Below are 18,876 nucleotides of genomic sequence, written 5' to 3'. Positions count from 1 at the left end.
GATGACCGACCTGCTCACCCTTAGCCAGGCGCTTGAGGCGATCGCCGGATGCAGCAACGATCGGGACGTGTGGGACCGGTATGGCTGGGTCTATGCCACCGACGGCGACGAACGTGATGCGCGGTTCTGGTTGTCCGACCATGACGCTGAGCATGACGACCCCAGCGTGGAGGCGTTCGCTGCCCAGCATGCGCTGAGCACGTATCTGGAGGCCGCCACCTTCGCCGATGTGCTGGACGTGCAGAAGCGCCAGTGTCCGTTGTCCACGCTGGAGGACTACGCGCAGGCGCTGGCGTACTACAGCGAGTACGACGCGTTCGCGCAGGTGGCGGGCATCGATGAAGCCCTGGGCGAGGCGACGGCCGAGGCGCGACAGGCCGCGCGTGCGCTGGGCGTGGGGCGTGGGATTTTCGCCGCGTTCGACGTGGCGCTGGTGCAGTGCCCGGCATCGAAGGTGAAGGACGCTGCCCGCCTCGTTGCAGCGGTGCTGGATGTCCCGGTGGGCCGGGCGTTGGCGTTGTGCCGTGAGCTGCCGGTGGAACTCGGTCGCGACCTGGAGCGCCCGCGTGCCGCAGCCATTGCGGCGGACTTCCAGGCGGCCGGCATCACGCTGGAGATGCGGGGATACCGTGCGTTTCCGTGGATGGATGCGCCTGCGACAGTACGCCTCATGCCGCTGGCACTGCCTCCAGCTGCGGCTGCAGGGCGGTGAAGATGCGCGCCAGCCGCTGCGCCCAGGCCTGCTGGCCGGCGGCATCGGCAATCAGGTCCTGGCGGATCTCCAGCTCCACGTGTACCAGCCCGCGGCCTTCGCCATGCACCGGCACGGCATAGTCGCTGGTGCTGCTGACCGCGTAGGGCTGGTTGTCGCCCACCACCAGGTCACCTTCTTCGCGCAGCGCCTGCAGGAGCGGAAGCGCAAAGCGCGTGTCCCGGTGGTACAGCACGCCGGCATGCCAAGGCCGCACAGCGTCGTTCATCACCGGGGTGAAGCTGTGCATCATCACCAGCAACGTCGGCCGGGCCTGCGCCTGGCGCGTGTCCAGCTCGGCATCGATGCGCGCATGGTAGGGCGCATGGATCGCCTCGATCCGCTGCTGACGCTGCAGCGGTGACAGGTGCTGGTTGCCGGGAACCACGGTGAGGTCGCTGACCGCCGGCATCAGCGTGGGCGAGGTCAACGGCCGGTTGCAGTCGATCACCAGTCGCGAGTAGGTCTGCGTGATCGCCCACGCATCGAGCAGGCGCGCCAGTTCAAGCGTGACGCCGGCGATGCCGATGTCCCAGCCGATGTGGCGGTCCCGTTCGCGCTGCGGCAGGCCAAGGTCGGCCAATGCCGCCGGCACCCGCTGACCGGCGTGGTCGGCGATCAGCACAAACGACGAGCGGCCCTGCGCCTGATGCACGGTGAACGGCGCGGGGTCGGCCGGGCCCAGCAGTGATGCCCCGGTGTGCGGAGGAGCGAACGCATCAGCCACGCGGGGTGCCGTCCAGATGGTGTTCGATCATCCACAGGCCGGCCCACAGCTTGGCGTCCAGTTCATAGCCCTGGCCCATCTTCTCGACCAGCCACGCGGCGGCGCGGGTGCGCGGAATCTCGTGCACGGTGATGTCTTCGCTGGCATCGCCGCCGCCCTCACCGACCTTGCGCAGGCCGGTGGCACGTACGAAGGCGATCTTTTCGCTGCTGGCCCCGGAGGAGGTCGGACCGATCATCAGCACCTCGGCGTGATCGGCGGTCCAGCCGGTTTCTTCCTCCAGTTCGCGCACGGCCGAGACCTCGATCGACTCGCCGGCATCGATGTCGCCGACCAGGCCGGCCGGCATTTCGATGGTCCTGGCTTGCAGCGGCACGCGGAACTGTTCGACGAACAGCACGGTGTCATCCGGGGTGACCGCGATGATGATCGCGGCCAGGCCGCCGGCGTGGGTGCGCTCGCTGTACTCCCACGTGCCGCGCACGACCATGCGCTGGTACTTGCCTTCAAAAACGACCTTCGGGGCTTGCGTATTGGGGCTCATGCGAACTCACTGGCAACGGAAGAGGAATCGGACAGGCCGGCGGCGGTGAACAGGCGGCGCCGGGTCAACGGCCCGAACCGCAGTGCATCGCACAGGCCCTGCAGCATCTGTGCATCGGCCACGCCCCGGCTGAAATCCACGGCGGCGCCGTCCAGCGGCGCATCCAGCGCGATGGTGGTCAGCTGGCGCCACAGCAGCGCATGCTCGCGCTGCTCACGCAGGCGCACCGCCATCTGCGCCGCACCGCGCAGGCGCAGGAAAGGCACTTCATCCAGGCGCTCGTACAGCACGTCCAGGCTGCCGAAATGGGCCAGCAGCACCGCGGCGGATTTGGCCCCGACCCCGGTCACCCCGGGGATGTTGTCGACCGCATCACCGCACAGCGCCAGGTAATCGGCGATCTGGTGCGCATGCACGCCGTGGCGGGCCTTGACCCCGGCCATCCCCCAGCGCTGGTTGCGCGCGTAATCCCACTGCTCGTCATGCTCGAACAGCAGCTGCGAGAGGTCCTTGTCGGCGGAGATGATCACCCCGCGCATGCCGGCATCCCGGCGTGCATGCAGGGCGCTGCCGATCAGGTCATCGGCCTCGTACTCATGGTGGGCCAGCACGGCCAGGCCAAGCGCGGTGCACAGCGCCTTGCAGTGGGCGAACTGGCGGCGCAGCGCGTCGGGCGCGGGGTCGCGGTTGGCCTTGTAGGCCGCGTAGATCCGATGCCGGAAGCAGCTGTCCAGGGCTTCATCGAAGGCGATGGCGATGTTGGCGGGGCGTTCGCGCTCGAGCAGGTCGAGCAGGAAGCGCGCGAAGCCGTGCACGGCATTGGTCGGCCAGCCCTGCTGATCCTGGAACTCATCGGGCATCGAGTGCCACGCGCGGAACACGTACAGACTGGCGTCGACCAGGTACAGCGGCGCACGCAGCGGCGGGGGCGCCATGCCGGGGCCGGCGGGAAGGGCGGACATCTCAGCCCTCCCAGTCCTGCAGCAGCGCGACCGGGTCCGGGCGCTCGCGTTCGGGAACGGCGGTCTTCGGCGTGCCGATATGGATGAAGCCGGCGATCTGCTCGCCCTCGGCCAGGCCCAGGTGGGCGTGCACGGCCGGGTCGAAGGCCATCCAGGCGGTCAGCCACTGCGCGCCGAAGCCAAACGCCTGCGCCGCCTGCAGCAGGGCGAAGCAGACGCAGCCGGCGGTCATCAACTGCTCCGCCTCGGGCACCTTGGGGTTCGGGCGCGGGCTGGCGATGACGGTGATGATCAGCGGGGCATGGGAGAACCGTTGGCGATCCTTGTCCAGCTGGGCGGCCGACACCTGGGGGTCGCGCTGGACGGCGCGCTCGGCCAGGAACGTGCCCAGACTGTGACGCGCATCGCCAGCGATCCGCAGGAAGCGGTACGGCACCAGTTTGCCGTGGTCGGGCACACGCACGGCGGAGGTGAGCATCCGCAGCAGGGTGTCCGGATCCGGACCGGGGTCGCCCAGTTGCTTGGCGGGGACCGAACGGCGGGCGTCCAGGGCATGCAGCGCGGGGGGAACGGACATGGTCTCTCAATCAGGCTTCACGATGCCCCGATTATAGTCGTCCGTGTTTGTGACACGGTCTTGGGCGATCTCGGTGCAATTTGCGACAAAGCGTGATGAACATCACCTAATCAGCGGACTTCCTTCACGTGGCTGTACTCGCTTCCACGTCCTGCTGCGCTTACGATACAAGGCCTGCCGGGTCACCGGTAATGAGGTCTAACGTGTCGACTGTTTCACTGTCTCTGACCGGTCGGCCGGCCTATCCTCCGAACGCGGGCGCATGGGGTGCGTCGACGTTCGTTGTATCCATGTTCTACTCAGTACCTGTGAAGGTGGGGAGCCTTCTCGCATGATCGCCACGCCCAATGTAGGGGGGCACCCGGGCCGTGACCCGGCGTTGTTGAAGATGGCCCGTGAGGCCGTGTTGCCTGGACTGATCGAGTCGTTCTCGACGGTGCTGGCGCGCTTCGACGACGTGCTGTTCGACCGTGCCGGCACTGCCGGCGCGTCGCAGTTGCTGTTCCTGGATGGCATGCGCGAACTGCGCCGCCGCCGGGACGACATCGTGGCCGGGTTCCGCGCTCACCTGGAGCAGGGCTGGGAGGCGCTGGAGCGGGGCGACCCGCTGTCGGCCGAAGCCACCTTGGCCGGTCAGATCGAGGATGGCCTCAGCCTGGTTCCTGAACACGTGCTGGAATCCCGCCTGGCGGTGCGCAACTTCGCCACCGTGCTGCTGCGTGACTTCAAGCCCGTGCTGTCGCGGCTTGACCGCCGCCTGGGCGCGATCGCCGGTGGTGTCGAGCTCAACGCCGATACCAATCCGATCAGCCCCGAGCATATCGGCGTGGCCATCCACGAGGCCTTCGCCGATTGTGAACTGGCACCGGAAGTGCGTCTGGTGCTGATCAAGCTGTGCGAGCGCGATCTGCAGCAGCCGATCGGCAAGCGCTACGAGAACCTGGATGAACAACTGGCCGCTGCGGGCGTGATGCCGCAGATGGCCGCGCGGCGGCCACCGCCGCGCGCATCGTCGCCCCCGCCGCGCGCCGAGCGCGAGGCCGGGGTTGACGGTTTCGATGCCGACACCGCGTTGGGCGGCACTGCCGAGGAGGGCCAGGCACCGGCCTGGGCCCGCCGCTTCGCCGATCGCTGGGCCGAGAGCCGCGGCCGCCTTCAGGGTGCCCAGACCGGTCATCAGGACCTGTCCGGCGATGCGGGAGACAGCCTCGGCGGCAACCAGGGCATGCTTCTCGATGCCCTGCACGAACTGCTGCAGCAGACCCGCCATGTGCGCGAAGACGCCACGTCGGCGGCCAGCGTCGCGGTCGGCCAGCAGCGCCCGCTGAGCCAGCGCGAAATGATGTCCGTGCTGTCGCTGCTGCAGGCCACGCCCAGTGCGACCCTGCGCGCGGCGATCGGTGAAGACGGTGAGTCGCTGGCGCAACGGCTGAAGAGCGAAGTGCTGTCCGGCGCGACCCGGCTCGGGGTCGATCCCGCGCAGGCGCGGCTGGACCCGCAGGACGAAGACGCGATCGATCTGGTCGGCATGCTGTTCGATGTGATGCTGGATGAGCGCGACCTGGAGGGCCGCTCGCGCGAGCTGATCGGCCGGCTGGTGGTGCCCTTCGTCAAAGTCGCCATGCTCGACCGCCGCATGTTCGTGCAGAAGACCCACCCGGCGCGCAAGCTGCTCAACTCGCTGGCCGAGGCCTGCGAAGGCAACACCGGCGAGAGCCAGGCCGAGCGCGTGCTGATGGGCAAGGTCGAGGAGATCATCGAGCGCCTGGTGGCCGAGTTCAACGAGAACCTGGCGATCTTCCTGACCCTGGAAGAAGAATTCCGCGAGTTCCTGACCCAGCACCGGCGCCGTATCGAGATCGCCGAGCGCCGTGCCGCCGAGACCCAGCGCGGCCAGGAAAAGCTCGAAATGGCGCGCCAGCGCGCCAGTACCGAACTGGACCGGCGGATTGGCGACACCACCTTGCCGCAGGCGATCGGTGAATTCCTGCGCCAGCCCTGGCAGCACCATCTGACCCTGACCGTGCTGCGCGAAGGCGAAGATGGCGCCTCGGTCGGTGAGGCACTGAGCCTGGCCGATGGCATGCTGGATGAAGTGGCCGAGGCGCGCCGGCATATCGTCGGCAAGCCGTGGCTGCAGGCTTGGCACCCCGCGCTGCGCAAGGTCTTTGCCAGCGTCGGTGTGCATGCCGACGCGGCCACCAGTGCCATCGATGCGCTGCACGATACCCTGCAGGGCATCGCCGAATCGCGCCCCGAACTGGAACGCGCGCTGCCCGAACTGCCGCAGGTCGCGCTGCCCTCGCCACCGGCGCAGGAATCGGCGGCGGTGGAGCTGGGCAGCAAGGTGGATGTCAGCGATTTCGACAATGCCGATGCCGACCGCTTCCGCGGCCTGGAAATCGGCAGCTGGCTGGATTTCGTCGACAAGGACGGCAAGGTCCAGGCGGGCAAGCTGTCCTGGGTGAGCCCGATTTCCCAGCGCCTGCTGTTCGTCAACCGGCGCGGGGTACGGTTCTGCGTCGCCTCGCCGGAAGAACTGGCCGTGATGGTGCGCCTGGGGCGCCTGCGCGCGCATATCGACGATGGCGCCTTCGACAGTGCCATGCAGGGCGTGATCGATCGCCTGGATACCAAGAACGCCACCGTGCATTGACCCCGGGGGCCACCCTGGCCTGACGATCAGGTTACGATCAGCCCACAATCCGCTGATCGTCGGGGACAGGCATGGCTGTCGAGGTGTTGGTGGTAAAGGAACAGGCGCCAGGGGAACGGCGCGTGGCGATGACGCCGGAAACGGCGCGCAAGTTGATCGCGCTGGGGGCGAGCGTCGCATTCGAGCCCGGTGCCGGGGTGGCGGCGGGCTTCCCCGATGCGGCCTATCAGGACGTGGGCGCCCAGACAGCCGATGACGCCCGCCTGGGCCAGGCCGATCTCGTGCTGTGCGTGCAGCCCCCGTCCAATGAGCGCCTGGCCCGGCTGAAATCCGGTGCCAGCCTGATCGGCATGCTGCACCCGCAGGCCGACGCCGAACGTGCGGGCCTGATCCAGTCACGTGGCCTGCAGGCGTTCCCGCTGGAACGTCTGCCGCGCACCACGCGCGCGCAGTCGATGGACGTGCTCAGTTCGCAGGCGGGCATGGCCGGTTACAAGGCGACCCTGATCGCGGCCCAGCGCGCGCCGCGCTTCTTCCCGATGCTCACCACCGCTGCCGGCACGATCCGTCCTTCCAAGGTGCTGGTGGTCGGTGCCGGTGTGGCCGGCCTGCAGGCGATTGCGACCGCCCGCCGTCTCGGCGCGCAGGTGGAAGGCTTCGATGTGCGCCCGGAAACCCGCGAACAGATTGAATCGCTGGGCGCCAAATTCCTGGATCTGGGCGTGAGCGCGGTCGGCGAAGGCGGCTACGCGCGGCCGCTGACCGATGAGGAACGTGCCGAGCAGCAGCGTCGCCTCGGCGAGCACCTGCGCACCGTGGACGTGGTGATCTGCACCGCCGCGGTGCCCGGGCGGCCCGCGCCGAAAATCGTCAGTACCGCGATGGCGCGTGGCATGAAGCCGGGCAGCGTGATCGTCGATCTCGCCGCCGAAACCGGCGGCAACTGCGAAGCCACGCAACCGGGCGAGGTAGTGGATCTGGACGGCGTGCTCATCGATGGTCCGCTCAACCTGGCCAGCCAGGGCGCAGTGCATGCCAGCGAGATGTATGCCCGCAACGTCTACAACTTCGTCGCGCTGTTCCTGAAAGACGGCGCGGTCACCTTCGACTGGGACGACGAACTGCTCGCCAGAACCCGCTGGGTCGCCGCCTGAAATAACAGGGACGGAGGTGGTTAATAATCCCCTCCGTCCCCGTTAGCGGCTCAGCGCTTCGGCGGCGGTGGCGGCGTCGGCGCAGGGTTGGCTTTGAGCCAGGCCTTGCGTTCATCCGGGGTCATCCGCGCCCAGCGGTCGCGCAGCGCCTGCCGCTGCTCCGGGGTCATGCTGCGCATCTGACCAAACAGTGCGCGCGCCTGTTCGCGCTGTTCGGGCGTCATGTTCTCGAAACGGTGGCGGCCCCGGTGCGCCTGCGCGCGCTGTTCCGGGGTCATCGTCAGCCAGCGCTGGCCGTGCTGGAGCATGCGCTCGCGTTGCGGCGCCGGCGCATCGTTCCAGCGGTCACGCACGGGCGCGATCAACGCTTCGCGCTGCTGCGGGCTGAGTGTGTCCCAGTCCGGCAGCGGGGCGGTCTGCGCCCAGCCGGCCGCACTCAGCGTCAGCAACACCAGCCCCAGGGACAGTCGCAGTTTCATCATCACTCCATTGCCAGGTCGGTACTGCCCAGCCACACATACAGATCGGGATTTTCGTCGAGAACGTCGCTGCCGTCATCGGCCGCGTTCGCCACGACCGGTGCCGGCGGGGCGGTCGATTCGCCGAGGAGGAAACTGTAGCCCAACGCGAGCGCGACCACCGCCGAACAGGCCGTGGCCATCCACCAGGACGGCGCATGCCGCTTGGCGGTCGAGGCGCCATGACGCGCGCTGCGCAACCGCGCCAGCGTGGCCGGCGAGAGCGTATCCAGCGCCTGCGCATGCAGCTGCCGCAGGGCGGCATCGTCATGCATCGAAGGGGGCAGGGGGCGGTTCACAGGGCGATCTCCAAAGACTGCTGCAGCGCCTGGCGGGCGCGCGAAAGATGGGTTTTGACCGCGCCTTCGCTGCAGCCCATGGCCTTGGCCGTGGTGGCACCGTCCAGGTCCTGCAGCACGCGCAGGGTGAAGGCCTCGCGCTGGCGCGCAGGCAACTCCCGCAGCGCCTGCACCAGTTGTGCGTACTGATCGCGCTGCTCATGGGCCTGGGCCGGGCCGGGCGCGTGGTCGGCCCAGTCGATGTCATGGTCGCCACCGGCCTCGTCGCTGCTGCGCCAGAACTTCAGGCGGAAGCCACGGCGGCGCTGCAGATCCACGACGCGGCGGCGCAGGATGCTCCAGAACAGCGGTGCCCACTCGGCGGCGGGTTTGTCGCGGTAACCGAGCATCTTCAACATGCTGTCCTGCACCGCATCCAGCGCGTCGTCGCGCTGGCGCAGGCCGGCCTCGGCGAAGCGGAACGCGCGCGGGCCGATACCGGCCAGGAACGCATCCAGCGACACCGGCAGCACCACCTCGGCAGGGGCGGGCAGGTCGGCATCCGTCGACGGTAGGGGAGAGCTCACCAGCACAGGGTAGCGGTCCGGCAGGGGGATACCGTGAGAACGCCCCAGGGCGGGCGCGGTTGACCGGCCTGCCCGATTGGTTCAGCGCATGGTTATGATGCAGGGGACGGGATGACCGCCTGGGAGAGTGACTGCAATGAGCGACGGGTTCGTGGCGTTGTATATCTTCATGCTGGCCGCCATTGCCGGCCACGTGATCATTTCGCGGGTGCCGGTGATCCTGCATACCCCTTTGATGTCCGGCTCCAACTTCATCCACGGCATCGTGCTGATCGGGGCGATGGTGGTGCTGGGACACGCACAGACCCCGCTGGAGAAGATCATCGGGTTCATCGCGGTGGTGCTCGGCGCGGGCAACGCGGCCGGCGGCTACGTGGTGACCGAACGCATGCTCGACATGTTCAAGCCCAGCGCCAAGCGCGACGCCGGGGAGAAGGCGCCTTGAACGTGACCACCGCGCAACTGCTGCAGTGGCTGGTCCAGGTGAGCTATCTGGTTGCCGCCACCCTGTTCCTGCTCGGCCTGCAGCGCATGGCCTCGCCGATGACCGCGCGCAGCGGCATCCGCTGGGCCGGGCTGGGCATGCTGATCGCCACGGTGGCGACGTTCTTCCTGCCCGAGCTGCACAACATCCCGCTGATCCTGGCGGCGGTGGCGATCGGCACGGGCGTGGCGTGGTGGTCGGCCAAGCGCGTGGCGATCACTGACATGCCGCAGATGGTGGCGCTCTACAACGGCATGGGCGGCGGCTCGGCGGCGGCGATCGGTGCGGTCGAACTGCTGCGTTTCTCGTTCCTGACCAACCGCGATACCACCCACTGGAGCGAGCAGGCACTGGCCGATCTCGCCGCACGCCAGCCGTCCTCCACCGTGCTGGCGCTGGCCGTGATCGGTTCGGCGATCGGCGCGGTCTCGCTGTCCGGCTCGATCATCGCCTGGGCCAAACTCGATGGTCGGCTCGACCGCCGCGTCACCTTCCCGGGGCAGCAGGTGTTCAACCTGCTGGTCGCGCTGGCGATGGTGGTGCTGGGGATCTGGGCGGCGGTCACCTTGAGCCCGGTGGCGATCATCAGCTTCTTCGTGGTCGCGCTCGCGTTGGGCGTGCTGATGACGCTGCCGATCGGCGGCGCGGACATGCCGGTGGTGATCTCGCTGTACAACGCGTTCACCGGCCTGGCCGTGGCTTTCGAGGGCTACGTGCTCGGCAACGAGGCGCTGATCATCGCCGGCATGATGGTCGGCGCAGCGGGCATCCTGCTCACACGCCTGATGGCCAAGGCGATGAACCGCCCGATCAGCGGCGTGCTGTTTTCCAACTTCGGTGGCGGCGGTGTGGCGCAGGAGATCAGCGGCGCGCAGAAGCCGATCGAGGCCAGCGACGTCGCTGCGATGCTGGCCTTCGCCGAGCGCGTGGTGATCGTGCCCGGTTACGGCATGGCCGTGGCCCAGGCCCAGCACAAGGTGTGGGAGCTGGCGCAGCGCCTGATCGATCGCGGCATCAAGGTGAAGTTCGCGATCCACCCGGTGGCCGGGCGCATGCCAGGGCACATGAACGTGCTGCTGGCCGAAGCGGGCGTGCCCTACGACCTGATCGCCGACATGGACGACATCAACCCGGAATTCCCCAACACCGACGTGGTGCTGGTGATCGGCGCCAACGACGTGGTCAACCCGGTCGCGCGCACGGACCCGGCCAGCCCGATCTATGGCATGCCGATCCTGGACGTGGTCAACGCGCGCAACGTAGTGGTGATCAAGCGCGGCAAGGGCACCGGCTTTGCCGGGATCGAGAATGCGCTGTTCTACGCCGATAACGCCCGCATGCTGTACGGCGATGGTGCGGGTGCGGCGAGCGCGCTGGTCAGCGAGCTGAAGGCGCTCGACGGCGGGCATTGAGGGGCGGATGCAATGGTCACGACCAACGGTCGTGACCTACAGCAGCACCGAAATTACGGCGGCATCCGACCGAAACCGGATCTACGGCGACACCGGACCTGCGGTAGTGCCGGCCGCTGGCCGGCTCAGCGTGATGCGTGAATGCCGTGCGATCGGTTCCAACGCCATGAGGCGCCGGCCAGCGTCCGGCACTACCGATGCATGCAACGCCACGCGGCGACAGCGCGCATGCAGGGCAGTTACTTCGCCACCCACCAACCCACGACCAGCCCCACGCCCAGCCACAGCCATTCGACCGCGCCGTTGGCCAGGCCGCTCAGGGTCCAGGCCAGATAGGGCCCCATGCGCAACGCTGATTCCCACGGGGTGAGTCCCATCGAGCCGCCGAGGTAGGCCGAAGCGATCCCCCAGTTGGCTGCCAGCGCCACCAGCACGGTGGCCAGCAGGGTCAGCACCACCCGGGTGGTACCGGCGCGCAGGGTGCCCAGACGCAGCATGAAGGCGATCTCCAACGCCGCCACAACCGCCATCCAGCCGGCCTGGCGGCCGGTCAGCAGGGCGATGAACAACCAGGCCAGCACGGCCGTGACGACACCAAGCAGCAACATCGGGGGCCAGAGCCAGTGACGGCTCCGGACAGGCACGGACGTGGGCGACATGCAATCTTCCTGTAAGTCCCCACAGGATACCGGCTTGCGCGGTGACCGGCGCGTGGGCGGCCACTGGGCTAAAATGGTCGCCTTGCGGGAATTGGCCGCGACCCCCATATCGATCCACATGTATTCCCGTAGCAGTGAACCTGTCCACTTCGAACGCGACTGCGAGGCCGTCATGGTCCCGCAGGGCGAAACGGTCACGCTGCCCGCTGGCAGCTATGGCTATATCACCCAGGCCCTGGGTGGCAGCTATACCGTCTTTGTCGAAGGCAATCTGTTCCGCATCGCCGGCAAGGATGGCGATGCCATCGGCAAGGAAGCGCCCCCGGCGCTGGAACTGCCCGCCGATGCCTCCGACGAGGAGGTCGAAAAACTGGTGTGGCAGCAGCTGCGCACCTGTTTCGATCCGGAAATCCCGTTCAACATCGTCGATCTGGGCCTGGTCTATGAAGTGGACCTCAAGCACCTGGATGACGGCCAGCGCGAGGTCGAGATCAAGATGACCCTGACCGCCCCCGGCTGCGGCATGGGCGAGATCCTGGTCGATGACGTGCGCAGCAAGCTGGAAATGATCCCGACGGTGGCGCAGGCCGACGTCGAGCTGGTGTTCGACCCGCCGTGGGGCCGCCACATGATGTCCGAGGCCGCCCGGCTCGAAACCGGCATGCTGTAACCGCCCATCGCCAGCCGGCGTCACGGCGTTCCCCGTAACCAGAACAGGAAATATCCGGTGTCCCAGTCTTCCGTGAGCTTCAACACCACCCGTTCCGCCCAGCCGCGCAGCAGCGAGGAGCGTGAACGCATCCTGGCCGCCCCCGGTTTTGGTCTGCACTTCACCGATCACATGGTGGAAGTGCGTTGGGACAAGGACACCGGCTGGCACGATGCCGTGGTACGCCCGTACGGCCCGCTGCAGCTGGATCCGGCCGCCGCGGTGCTGCATTACGGTCAGGAAATCTTCGAAGGCATCAAGGCCTACCGTCACGCCGACGGCTCGATCTGGACCTTCCGTCCGGAGGCCAACGGCCGCCGCCTCCAGCGTTCGGCCCAGCGCCTGGCACTGCCGGAACTGCCGGTGGACATCTTCGTCGAATCGCTCAAGCAGATGATTGCGGTGGACGCCAGCTGGGTGCCGTCGGCTGACGAATCCAGCCTGTACTTCCGTCCCTTCATGATCGGCGATGAAGCCTTCCTCGGCGTGCGCGGGGCGCACAAGGCCGGCTACTACGTGATCGCCAGCCCGGCCGGTCCGTACTTCGCCAAGGGTGTGGCGCCGGTGTCGATCTGGCTGTCCACCGACTACGCACGTGCAGGCAAGGGCGGCACCGGCGCGGCCAAGTGCGGTGGCAACTACGCCGCTTCGCTGCTGCCGCAGCAGAAGGCGCAGGCGCAGGGCTGCTCGCAGGTGCTGTTCCTGGATCCGGTGGAAGGCAAGTACCTGGAAGAACTGGGCGGCATGAACGTGTTCCTGGTCTACAAGGACGGCACCCTGGTGACCCCGTCGCTGTCGGGCAGCATCCTGGAAGGCATCACCCGCGAGAGCATCCTGCAGCTGGCCCGCGACCGCGGCATGAAGGTCGAAGAGCGCAAGGTCACCCTCGAGGAGTGGAAGGACGGCGTGACCTCCGGCGATATCGTGGAAGCGTTCGCCTGCGGTACCGCTGCGGTGGTCACCCCGATCGGCCAGCTCAAGGGCGAAGGCTTCTCGGTGGGTGACATCAACGCGCCGGCCGGCGAAGTGACGATGTCCCTGCGCAAGGAACTGACCGACATCCAGTACGGTCGCCTGCCGGACCGTCACGGCTGGCTGGTCCGCCTGGACGCCTGATTCCTGCCGAGCCGAAGGGAACCAAAGAAACCCGCCTGGTGACAGGCGGGTTTTTTGTTGCCTGTCCTGCGGTGGCAACCTCGCAAGCCATTGATGCGCAAGCGTTGTCCTGGCCCCGTGGACAGTGACAGCCATTTCGGACATTCGTTGACGCAATTGGACTGTTCAAAACGGCTCGTGCGCCTTCACTTTCACAAACCCTCGACACAGAAAGTCTCAAATCCGACATTTCATGTCACTGAAGTGCAGCTGAAACATTGTTGATCGTGCGGTGAGCCACTAGCGTCGGTGTGGGCGGTTTGATGTCAGGGGAACCGATCCACTCACCGGGCCCGATCCGCGCCATCGCTTTCAGCAGCCCCCGGATCGGACCTGGATTCTCTGCCGCGACGACGGCATTCACTGTCTGAAAGGGAAATCCGATGTCTCATGTCTCGCAACACCGTTTGCGTCACCGTGCATTGGTTGTACTGGGCGCCTCTGTTCTGTCGACCCTGCTGCTGGCCACCCCGGCGTTCGCCGGTGATGTGCAGTTGAGCGGCCTGTCCTCGGCGCCGACCCACCAGCGCTTCATCGTGAAGTACAAGGATGGCAGTACCGAGGTCGCAACGCCGACCGCGCTGGCCAGTTCGCTGAAGGCCGCCGCCGCGGCCGTGCCGGCGGCCCAGGGCCGTGCGCTGGGGCTGCAGAAGCTGCGCCAGCTGGCGATCGGCCCGACCGTGGTCAAGGCCGACCGGCCGCTGGACCGCGCCGAAGCCGAACTGCTGATGCGCCGCCTGGCGGCCGACCCGGGCGTGGAATACGTTGAAGTCGATCAGCTGATGCAGGCCACCCTGGTGCCCAACGACACCCGCTTTTCCGAGCAGTGGGGCTTCGGCACCAGCAACGCCTCGATCAACGTACGCCCGGCCTGGGACAAGGCCACCGGTACCGGCGTGGTGGTGGCGGTGATCGACACCGGCATCACCAACCATCCGGACCTCAACGCCAACATCCTGCCCGGCTATGACTTCATCAGCGACGCGGCGATGGCGCGCGACGGCGGTGGCCGCGACAACAACCCCAACGACGAAGGCGACTGGTACGCCGCCAACGAGTGTGGCGCGGGCATTCCGGCCTCCAATTCCAGCTGGCACGGCACGCATGTGGCCGGCACTGTTGCGGCGGTGACCAACAACAGCAGCGGCGTGGCCGGCACCGCGTTCAATGCGAAGGTCGTCCCGGTGCGCGTGCTCGGCAAGTGCGGCGGCTACACCTCCGACATCGCCGATGCGATCGTCTGGGCTTCCGGCGGTACCGTCAGCGGCGTCCCGGCCAATGCCAACCCCGCCGAAGTGATCAACATGTCGCTCGGCGGCGGTGGCAGCTGCTCCACCACCTACCAGACCGCCATCAACGGCGCCGTCTCGCGCGGCACCACCGTGGTCGTCGCTGCCGGCAACAGCAACACCAACGTGTCCTCTTCGGTGCCAGCCAACTGCGCCAACGTCATCGCCGTTGCCGCGACCACCTCGGCCGGTGCCCGCGCCAGCTTCTCCAACTACGGCACCGGCATCGACATCTCGGCCCCGGGGCAGGGGATTCTCTCCACGCTCAACAGTGGCACCACGGTTCCGGGCACCGCATCGTATGCCTCCTACAACGGCACCTCGATGGCGGCGCCGCACGTGGCCGGCGTGGTCGCGCTGATCCAGTCCGTTGCCCCTACCGCCCTGAGCCCGGCCGCCATCGAGAGCCTGCTCAAGAGCACCGCACGGCCGTTGCCGGGCGCCTGCTCCGGCGGTTGCGGCGCGGGCATCGTCGATGCCGACGCGGCGGTGACGGCCGCCCTGGGCGGGACCAATCCGAACCCGGGCACCGGTAACGTGCTGCAGAACAACGTCCCGGTCACCGGCCTCGGCGCCGCCAGCGGTGCCTCGCTGGCCTACACCGTGACCGTGCCGTCCGGCCGCAGCCAGCTGAAGGTCACCATCGCCGGCGGCAGTGGCGATGCCGATCTCTACGTCCGCTCCGGCAGCGCCCCGACCGACACCGTCTACACCTGCCGCCCCTACCTGAGCGGCAACAACGAGACCTGCACGATCACCTCACCGGCGGCCGGCACCTGGCACGTACGGGTCAAGGCCTACTCGACCTTCTCCGGCCTGAGCCTCACCGCGCAGTACTGATCGCGGTCCCATCGCACCAACGCAGAACGCCCCGGCATGCCGGGGCGTTCGTTCAATCAACAGTGATTACGCAGCTTCGAACCGGTTCGCCGCCACGTTCTTGCGCACCTGTTCCGGATTCCAGATCCGGCCGTTCATCGCAATGTACACACCGCTCGGCAACGACTGCACCGCACCGATCGCACACCCGATGTTGAACTCCGCATCCGAGCCGCGGAAGCGCGCCGGGCTCAACGCACCGGTCATCACGATCGTCTTGTCGGTGATCGACTTCAGCACCTGGCCGGTCTGCACCATCGAATCGGTGCCGTGCGTCACCAGCACATGCCGCGTCGGCTGGGCGGCGATCGTGGCCCGGATCAACTCACGGTCCTCGTCGGTGATGTGCAGCGAATCCTTGCGCAGGATCGGGATCACATTGAAACGGAAGGTCACGCCCAGCTCGCGCAGGATCATCCCGATCTGCGGATCACCGATCTGATAGTCCGACTTGTCGTCGAAGTAGATCTTGTCGATCGTGCCACCGGTGGTGATGATCAGTAGTTCTTCCATTGCAAGCATCCTGGGTACCAGACAGAAGGGCACGGAACCGCCGCGCCGACCCGTAGATGATACGGCTGCCGCCCGCCCGATGCAGGCTCGGGACGCCGGACGGTCAGCCAGCCGTTGTCCTGCGGCCGAAGCGCCGGCGCAGCCCCGGCGTGCTGGCGACTCCGATCACGGCCAAGGCCAGCCCCAGCTCGAGCCAGCCCCACAGCGCCACCTCCGGGTGGCTCCAGGCGCTCATCACCCCGTGGCTGAACCAGAACAGGGCCAGCACGCCAGCCCAGAACATCGCCTTGCCACGCCGCACCAGCACGCCCAGCGCCAGCAGCAGCGGCGGCAGCGTGAACACCAACTGGGTGGCCAGCCAATGCTTGTCCTGCGCGAACCAGACCGCGAACAGCACCGCCAGCGCCACCAGCAGCAGCGCTAGGACGATTTCCTGGGCGCGCGTGCTCACGCCAACCGCCGCGCGATATCGGCCACCCTGCGCCCCAACGCGCGGGCCAGGATGCTCTCATCCTCGCTCGGCACCGGGTTGTCGTCCGCGCCGGCCACGTGGCTGGCGCCATACGGCGTGCCGCCGGTGGTGGTGTGGCTCAGCGCCGGCTCGGTGAAGGGAATGCCGACGATCAGGCAGCCGTGGTGCAGCAGCGGCACCTGCATCGACAACAGCGTCGATTCCTGCCCACCGTGCAGCGAGGCTGTCGAGGTGAACACGCCCGCCGGCTTGCCGGCCAGGGTGCCGTTGACCCATTCCGCACCCAATCCGTCCAGGAAGTGCTTCACCGGCGCGGCCATGTTGCCGAAGCGGGTCGGGCTGCCCAGCAGCAGCCCGGTGCATTCGGCCAGGTCGGCCACGCTCACATAGGGTGCGCCGTCCTCGGGCACCGGCGGCAGCGCGGTCTGCGTCACCGCCGCCACCGGGGGTACCGTGCGCAGCCGCGCGCTCATGCCCGGCACCTCGCCGATGCCGCGCGCAATCTGGCGGGCAAGCCGTGCCACTGAACCGCCACGGCTGTAGTACAGCACCAGGATCTCCGCCATTTCGCTTTCATCTCATTGCGTCCGATGCCGGCAGTATGGCAACGCAGCCCGCTCAGGGCGAGGCCGGTCACTGTGAGCGGGCGTGCATGCCCCACACCCGTCATCGGGTACCCTTGCGCCGATGGAACCTCTCGATACGATCAACCTGTGGATCGAACGCGTCCGGGACCGTGCGCGCACGATCAGCTTCGGCCGCTTCCTGTGGCGGCGCTTCCTGGATGACCGCCTGTTCCAGGCGGCCGCCTCGCTGGCCTACACCACGGTGTTCGCGCTGGTGCCGCTGGCCATCGTGGTGTTCGGGGTGCTCTCGGCGTTCCCGGTGTTCGACCGCTGGAGCGATACCCTCAGCGATTACGTGTTCTCCAACTTCGTGCCCAACGCCGCGCGCGCCGCCGAAGGCTACCTGCGACAGTTCTCGGCCAGTGCCGGGCAGCTGACCGCCGCCGGCTTCATCGCGCTGGTGGTGTCGCTGCTGATCACGCTCAACAGCGTGGAGGAAACCTTCAACCAGATCTGGCGGGTGAGTTCGACGCGGCCCAAGCTGACCCGCTTCCTGGTGTACTGGACCGTGCTCACCCTCGGCGCGATGCTCGCCGCGGCCTCGCTGGCGGTCTCGGCGCGGGTGTTCGCGCTGCCGCTGTTCGGCACCAGCGAAGGTCGCTGGCTGGCCAACGTCTCACTGACGGTCGCGCCGATCCTGATCGAGTTCGTCTGCATCATGCTGGTCTACCGCGTAGTGCCGCACCACACGGTCAAGTGGCGCCATGCCGTCCCCGGCGCGATCCTGGCCGCGATCATGCTGGAGCTGGTGAAGTGGGGCATGGGTGCTTACCTGGGCAGCTTCCAGTCCTACCAGAAGCTTTACGGCACGGTTGCCTTCGTGCCGATCCTGCTGCTGTGGATCTACCTGTGCTGGGTCTCGGTGCTGCTCGGCGCATCGCTCGCCTCCTCGATCGCCGCGTTCCGGTACCAGCCGGCCGACCTGCGCCTGCCGGTGGGGTATGAAATCTATGGCCTGCTGCGCTTGATCGGTCGCTTCCACCAGGCCCGTGCCGATGGCCGCAGCCTGGATGACGATGAAATCCTGCGGTTGGAGCCGATGCTGACCGATTCGCTGCTGCAGACGCTGCTCTGCGACCTGGAAGCGATCCGCGTGGTGCGCCGCGACGAGCAGGGCGAATGGCTACTCGCGCGCGACCTGGACAAACTCACCCTGGCCGACCTGTACGAGACCACGCAGATGCGGATCCCGATCAAGGAAGCCTACCTGCCGTATCGCGACGACAGCCTGGGCACGGCCTCGGTGGCCGCGCTGGACACCTTGCGCCTGCCGCTGCGCGAACTGCTCAAACGCCGCGTCAGCGACATCTACTCGACCCCCGGAGACAAACCATGACCGCCAAGCCCCTGCTGCTGGCCCTGGGCCTGCTCACGCTGGCCGCCTGCAACAAGCCCGCCGCACAGAGCGAGGCCACTGCGCCTGCCGCCCCGGCCCCGATCAACGAGCCCGCCGCGCCGCCGACCGAAGCCGTGCCGGCCACCGAACGCAAGACCGTCGAACAGCCGACGCTCAAAGCCAAGGCGCTGGATGGCACCGACTACGACCTGGCCGCGCACCGCGGCAAGTGGGTGGTGGTGAACTTCTGGGCGACCTGGTGCGCCCCGTGCCGCAAGGAAATGCCCGAGCTCTCCGCGCTGCACGCGATGCGCAATGAGATCGAGGTGGTCGGGCTGGCCTTCGAGGACATCGAACCGGCCGAGATGAAGGCCTTCCTGGAGAAGCGTCCGGTCACCTATCCGATCGTGATCGTGGATACGTACAACCCGCCGGAAGACTTCGCGATCCCGCGCGGCCTGCCGATGACCTACCTGATCGCGCCGGATGGCAAGGTCGCCAAGGAGTTCCTTGGCCCGGTCACCGCGCATGACATCGAAGCGCGGATCAAGGAAGGCTGAGTCTGACGGGCGTGCCGGTTCATGACCG

General features: G+C 67.6%; 21 protein-coding genes. 10 read left to right on the top strand and 11 right to left on the bottom strand.

The features are described 5' to 3' along the window. The first annotated feature begins 1 nt into the window (after nt 1). Entirely contained in the window at nt 2-712 is a 711-nt protein-coding gene (locus tag K4043_RS13330) for a hypothetical protein (protein WP_265309582.1), read from the top strand. Here K4043_RS13330 and K4043_RS13325 read toward each other — a convergent pair. The 4 genes from K4043_RS13325 to K4043_RS13310 are packed head-to-tail and all read right to left on the bottom strand — an operon-like array spanning nt 669 to nt 3,561. Further along, on the bottom strand, nt 669-1,478 hold the full coding sequence (locus tag K4043_RS13325; RefSeq protein ID WP_123728416.1) for an N-formylglutamate amidohydrolase: 810 nt from the start codon (nt 1,476-1,478) through the stop codon (nt 669-671). The two genes, K4043_RS13330 and K4043_RS13325, sit on opposite strands and share 44 nt — an antisense overlap. Next, on the bottom strand, nt 1,471-2,022 hold the full coding sequence (locus tag K4043_RS13320; RefSeq protein WP_265309581.1) for an NUDIX hydrolase: 552 nt from the start codon (nt 2,020-2,022) through the stop codon (nt 1,471-1,473). The genes K4043_RS13325 and K4043_RS13320 overlap by 8 nt, the downstream gene beginning before the upstream one ends. Continuing rightward, complete coding sequence (locus K4043_RS13315; protein WP_226956695.1) at nt 2,019-2,984, bottom strand: 5'-3' exonuclease H3TH domain-containing protein; 966 nt, start codon at nt 2,982-2,984, stop codon at nt 2,019-2,021. Before K4043_RS13315 ends, K4043_RS13320 begins: the two co-directional genes overlap by 4 nt. 1 nt (nt 2,985) lies before the next feature. After that, the gene (locus K4043_RS13310) at nt 2,986-3,561 is read right to left on the bottom strand and encodes a nitroreductase (RefSeq protein ID WP_265309580.1); all 576 of its coding nucleotides are present in this window, start codon (nt 3,559-3,561) and stop codon (nt 2,986-2,988) included. Nucleotides 3,562-3,892: 331 nt separating this feature from the next. Between K4043_RS13310 and K4043_RS13305 the strand changes: the two genes are divergently transcribed. Together K4043_RS13305 and K4043_RS13300 are read left to right on the top strand one after the other, a co-directional pair. Next, nucleotides 3,893-6,217, top strand: a complete 2,325-nt coding sequence (locus K4043_RS13305) for a DUF1631 domain-containing protein (protein WP_265309579.1) — start codon at nt 3,893-3,895, stop codon at nt 6,215-6,217. Nucleotides 6,218-6,288: 71 nt separating this feature from the next. Further along, nucleotides 6,289-7,371 carry an NAD(P) transhydrogenase subunit alpha gene (locus K4043_RS13300; protein ID WP_265309578.1) on the top strand — a complete coding sequence of 361 codons (1,083 nt, stop codon included), beginning with the start codon at nt 6,289-6,291 and terminating at the stop codon, nt 7,369-7,371. A gap of 50 nt (nt 7,372-7,421) precedes the next feature. Here the strand turns inward: K4043_RS13300 and K4043_RS13295 are convergent, their stop codons facing one another. The 3 genes from K4043_RS13295 to K4043_RS13285 are packed head-to-tail and all read right to left on the bottom strand — an operon-like array spanning nt 7,422 to nt 8,760. Beyond that, nucleotides 7,422-7,853, bottom strand: coding sequence for a DUF3106 domain-containing protein (locus K4043_RS13295; protein ID WP_265309577.1), 432 nt, complete (start codon nt 7,851-7,853; stop codon nt 7,422-7,424). Then, nucleotides 7,853-8,164, bottom strand: coding sequence for a hypothetical protein (locus tag K4043_RS13290; RefSeq protein WP_123728422.1), 312 nt, complete (start codon nt 8,162-8,164; stop codon nt 7,853-7,855). Before K4043_RS13290 ends, K4043_RS13295 begins: the two co-directional genes overlap by 1 nt. Before the next feature lie 20 nt (nt 8,165-8,184). Then, a complete protein-coding gene (locus K4043_RS13285; RefSeq protein WP_265309576.1) occupies nt 8,185-8,760 on the bottom strand; it encodes an RNA polymerase sigma factor in 576 nt (191 codons plus the stop codon). A 130-nt stretch (nt 8,761-8,890) separates the two neighbouring features. Between K4043_RS13285 and K4043_RS13280 the strand changes: the two genes are divergently transcribed. Continuing rightward, on the top strand, nt 8,891-9,199 hold the full coding sequence (locus K4043_RS13280) for an NAD(P) transhydrogenase subunit alpha (RefSeq protein WP_019182396.1): 309 nt from the start codon (nt 8,891-8,893) through the stop codon (nt 9,197-9,199). After that, nucleotides 9,196-10,650, top strand: coding sequence for an NAD(P)(+) transhydrogenase (Re/Si-specific) subunit beta (locus K4043_RS13275; RefSeq protein WP_265309575.1), 1,455 nt, complete (start codon nt 9,196-9,198; stop codon nt 10,648-10,650). Before K4043_RS13280 ends, K4043_RS13275 begins: the two co-directional genes overlap by 4 nt. 239 nt (nt 10,651-10,889) lie before the next feature. On the opposite strand, the gene K4043_RS13270 is transcribed toward K4043_RS13275, so the two are convergent. Beyond that, the gene (locus tag K4043_RS13270) at nt 10,890-11,309 is read right to left on the bottom strand and encodes a hypothetical protein (protein ID WP_265309574.1); all 420 of its coding nucleotides are present in this window, start codon (nt 11,307-11,309) and stop codon (nt 10,890-10,892) included. Between the two features lie 118 nt (nt 11,310-11,427). Here K4043_RS13270 and sufT point away from each other — a divergent pair, with 118 nt between their 5' ends. The 3 genes from sufT to K4043_RS13255 all read left to right on the top strand — a co-directional run bounded on the left by sufT (nt 11,428) and on the right by K4043_RS13255 (nt 15,302). Next, nucleotides 11,428-11,979 carry a putative Fe-S cluster assembly protein SufT gene (sufT, locus tag K4043_RS13265; protein WP_123728426.1) on the top strand — a complete coding sequence of 184 codons (552 nt, stop codon included), beginning with the start codon at nt 11,428-11,430 and terminating at the stop codon, nt 11,977-11,979. 57 nt (nt 11,980-12,036) lie between these two features. Beyond that, nucleotides 12,037-13,134 carry a branched-chain amino acid aminotransferase gene (locus tag K4043_RS13260; RefSeq protein ID WP_265309573.1) on the top strand — a complete coding sequence of 366 codons (1,098 nt, stop codon included), beginning with the start codon at nt 12,037-12,039 and terminating at the stop codon, nt 13,132-13,134. A 422-nt stretch (nt 13,135-13,556) separates the two neighbouring features. Next, nucleotides 13,557-15,302 (top strand): S8 family peptidase, encoded by a 1,746-nt coding sequence (locus tag K4043_RS13255; protein ID WP_184997001.1) that lies wholly within the window; start codon nt 13,557-13,559, stop codon nt 15,300-15,302. Nucleotides 15,303-15,368: 66 nt separating this feature from the next. On the opposite strand, the gene K4043_RS13250 is transcribed toward K4043_RS13255, so the two are convergent. The 3 genes from K4043_RS13250 to wrbA form a co-directional block, all read right to left on the bottom strand. After that, nucleotides 15,369-15,854, bottom strand: coding sequence for an asparaginase domain-containing protein (locus tag K4043_RS13250; protein ID WP_026070231.1), 486 nt, complete (start codon nt 15,852-15,854; stop codon nt 15,369-15,371). Between the two features lie 103 nt (nt 15,855-15,957). Beyond that, entirely contained in the window at nt 15,958-16,305 is a 348-nt protein-coding gene (locus tag K4043_RS13245) for a DUF2069 domain-containing protein (protein WP_123728428.1), read from the bottom strand. Then, a complete protein-coding gene (gene wrbA / locus K4043_RS13240) occupies nt 16,302-16,892 on the bottom strand; it encodes an NAD(P)H:quinone oxidoreductase (protein WP_019186096.1) in 591 nt (196 codons plus the stop codon). The genes K4043_RS13245 and wrbA overlap by 4 nt, the downstream gene beginning before the upstream one ends. Before the next feature lie 121 nt (nt 16,893-17,013). Here wrbA and K4043_RS13235 point away from each other — a divergent pair, with 121 nt between their 5' ends. Then, nucleotides 17,014-18,288, top strand: coding sequence for a YihY family inner membrane protein (locus tag K4043_RS13235; RefSeq protein WP_123728429.1), 1,275 nt, complete (start codon nt 17,014-17,016; stop codon nt 18,286-18,288). Further along, nucleotides 18,285-18,848: a TlpA disulfide reductase family protein gene (locus tag K4043_RS13230; protein WP_123728430.1), complete on the top strand. Its 564-nt coding sequence runs from the start codon at nt 18,285-18,287 to the stop codon at nt 18,846-18,848. The genes K4043_RS13235 and K4043_RS13230 overlap by 4 nt, the downstream gene beginning before the upstream one ends. Nucleotides 18,849-18,876: the final 28 nt, after the last annotated feature.

Origin of the sequence: Stenotrophomonas sp. SRS1, assembly GCF_026130205.1 — a bacterium.
GTDB lineage: Bacteria > Pseudomonadota > Gammaproteobacteria > Xanthomonadales > Xanthomonadaceae > Stenotrophomonas > Stenotrophomonas rhizophila_B.
This window is presented reverse-complemented; position numbering and strand designations above follow the sequence as displayed.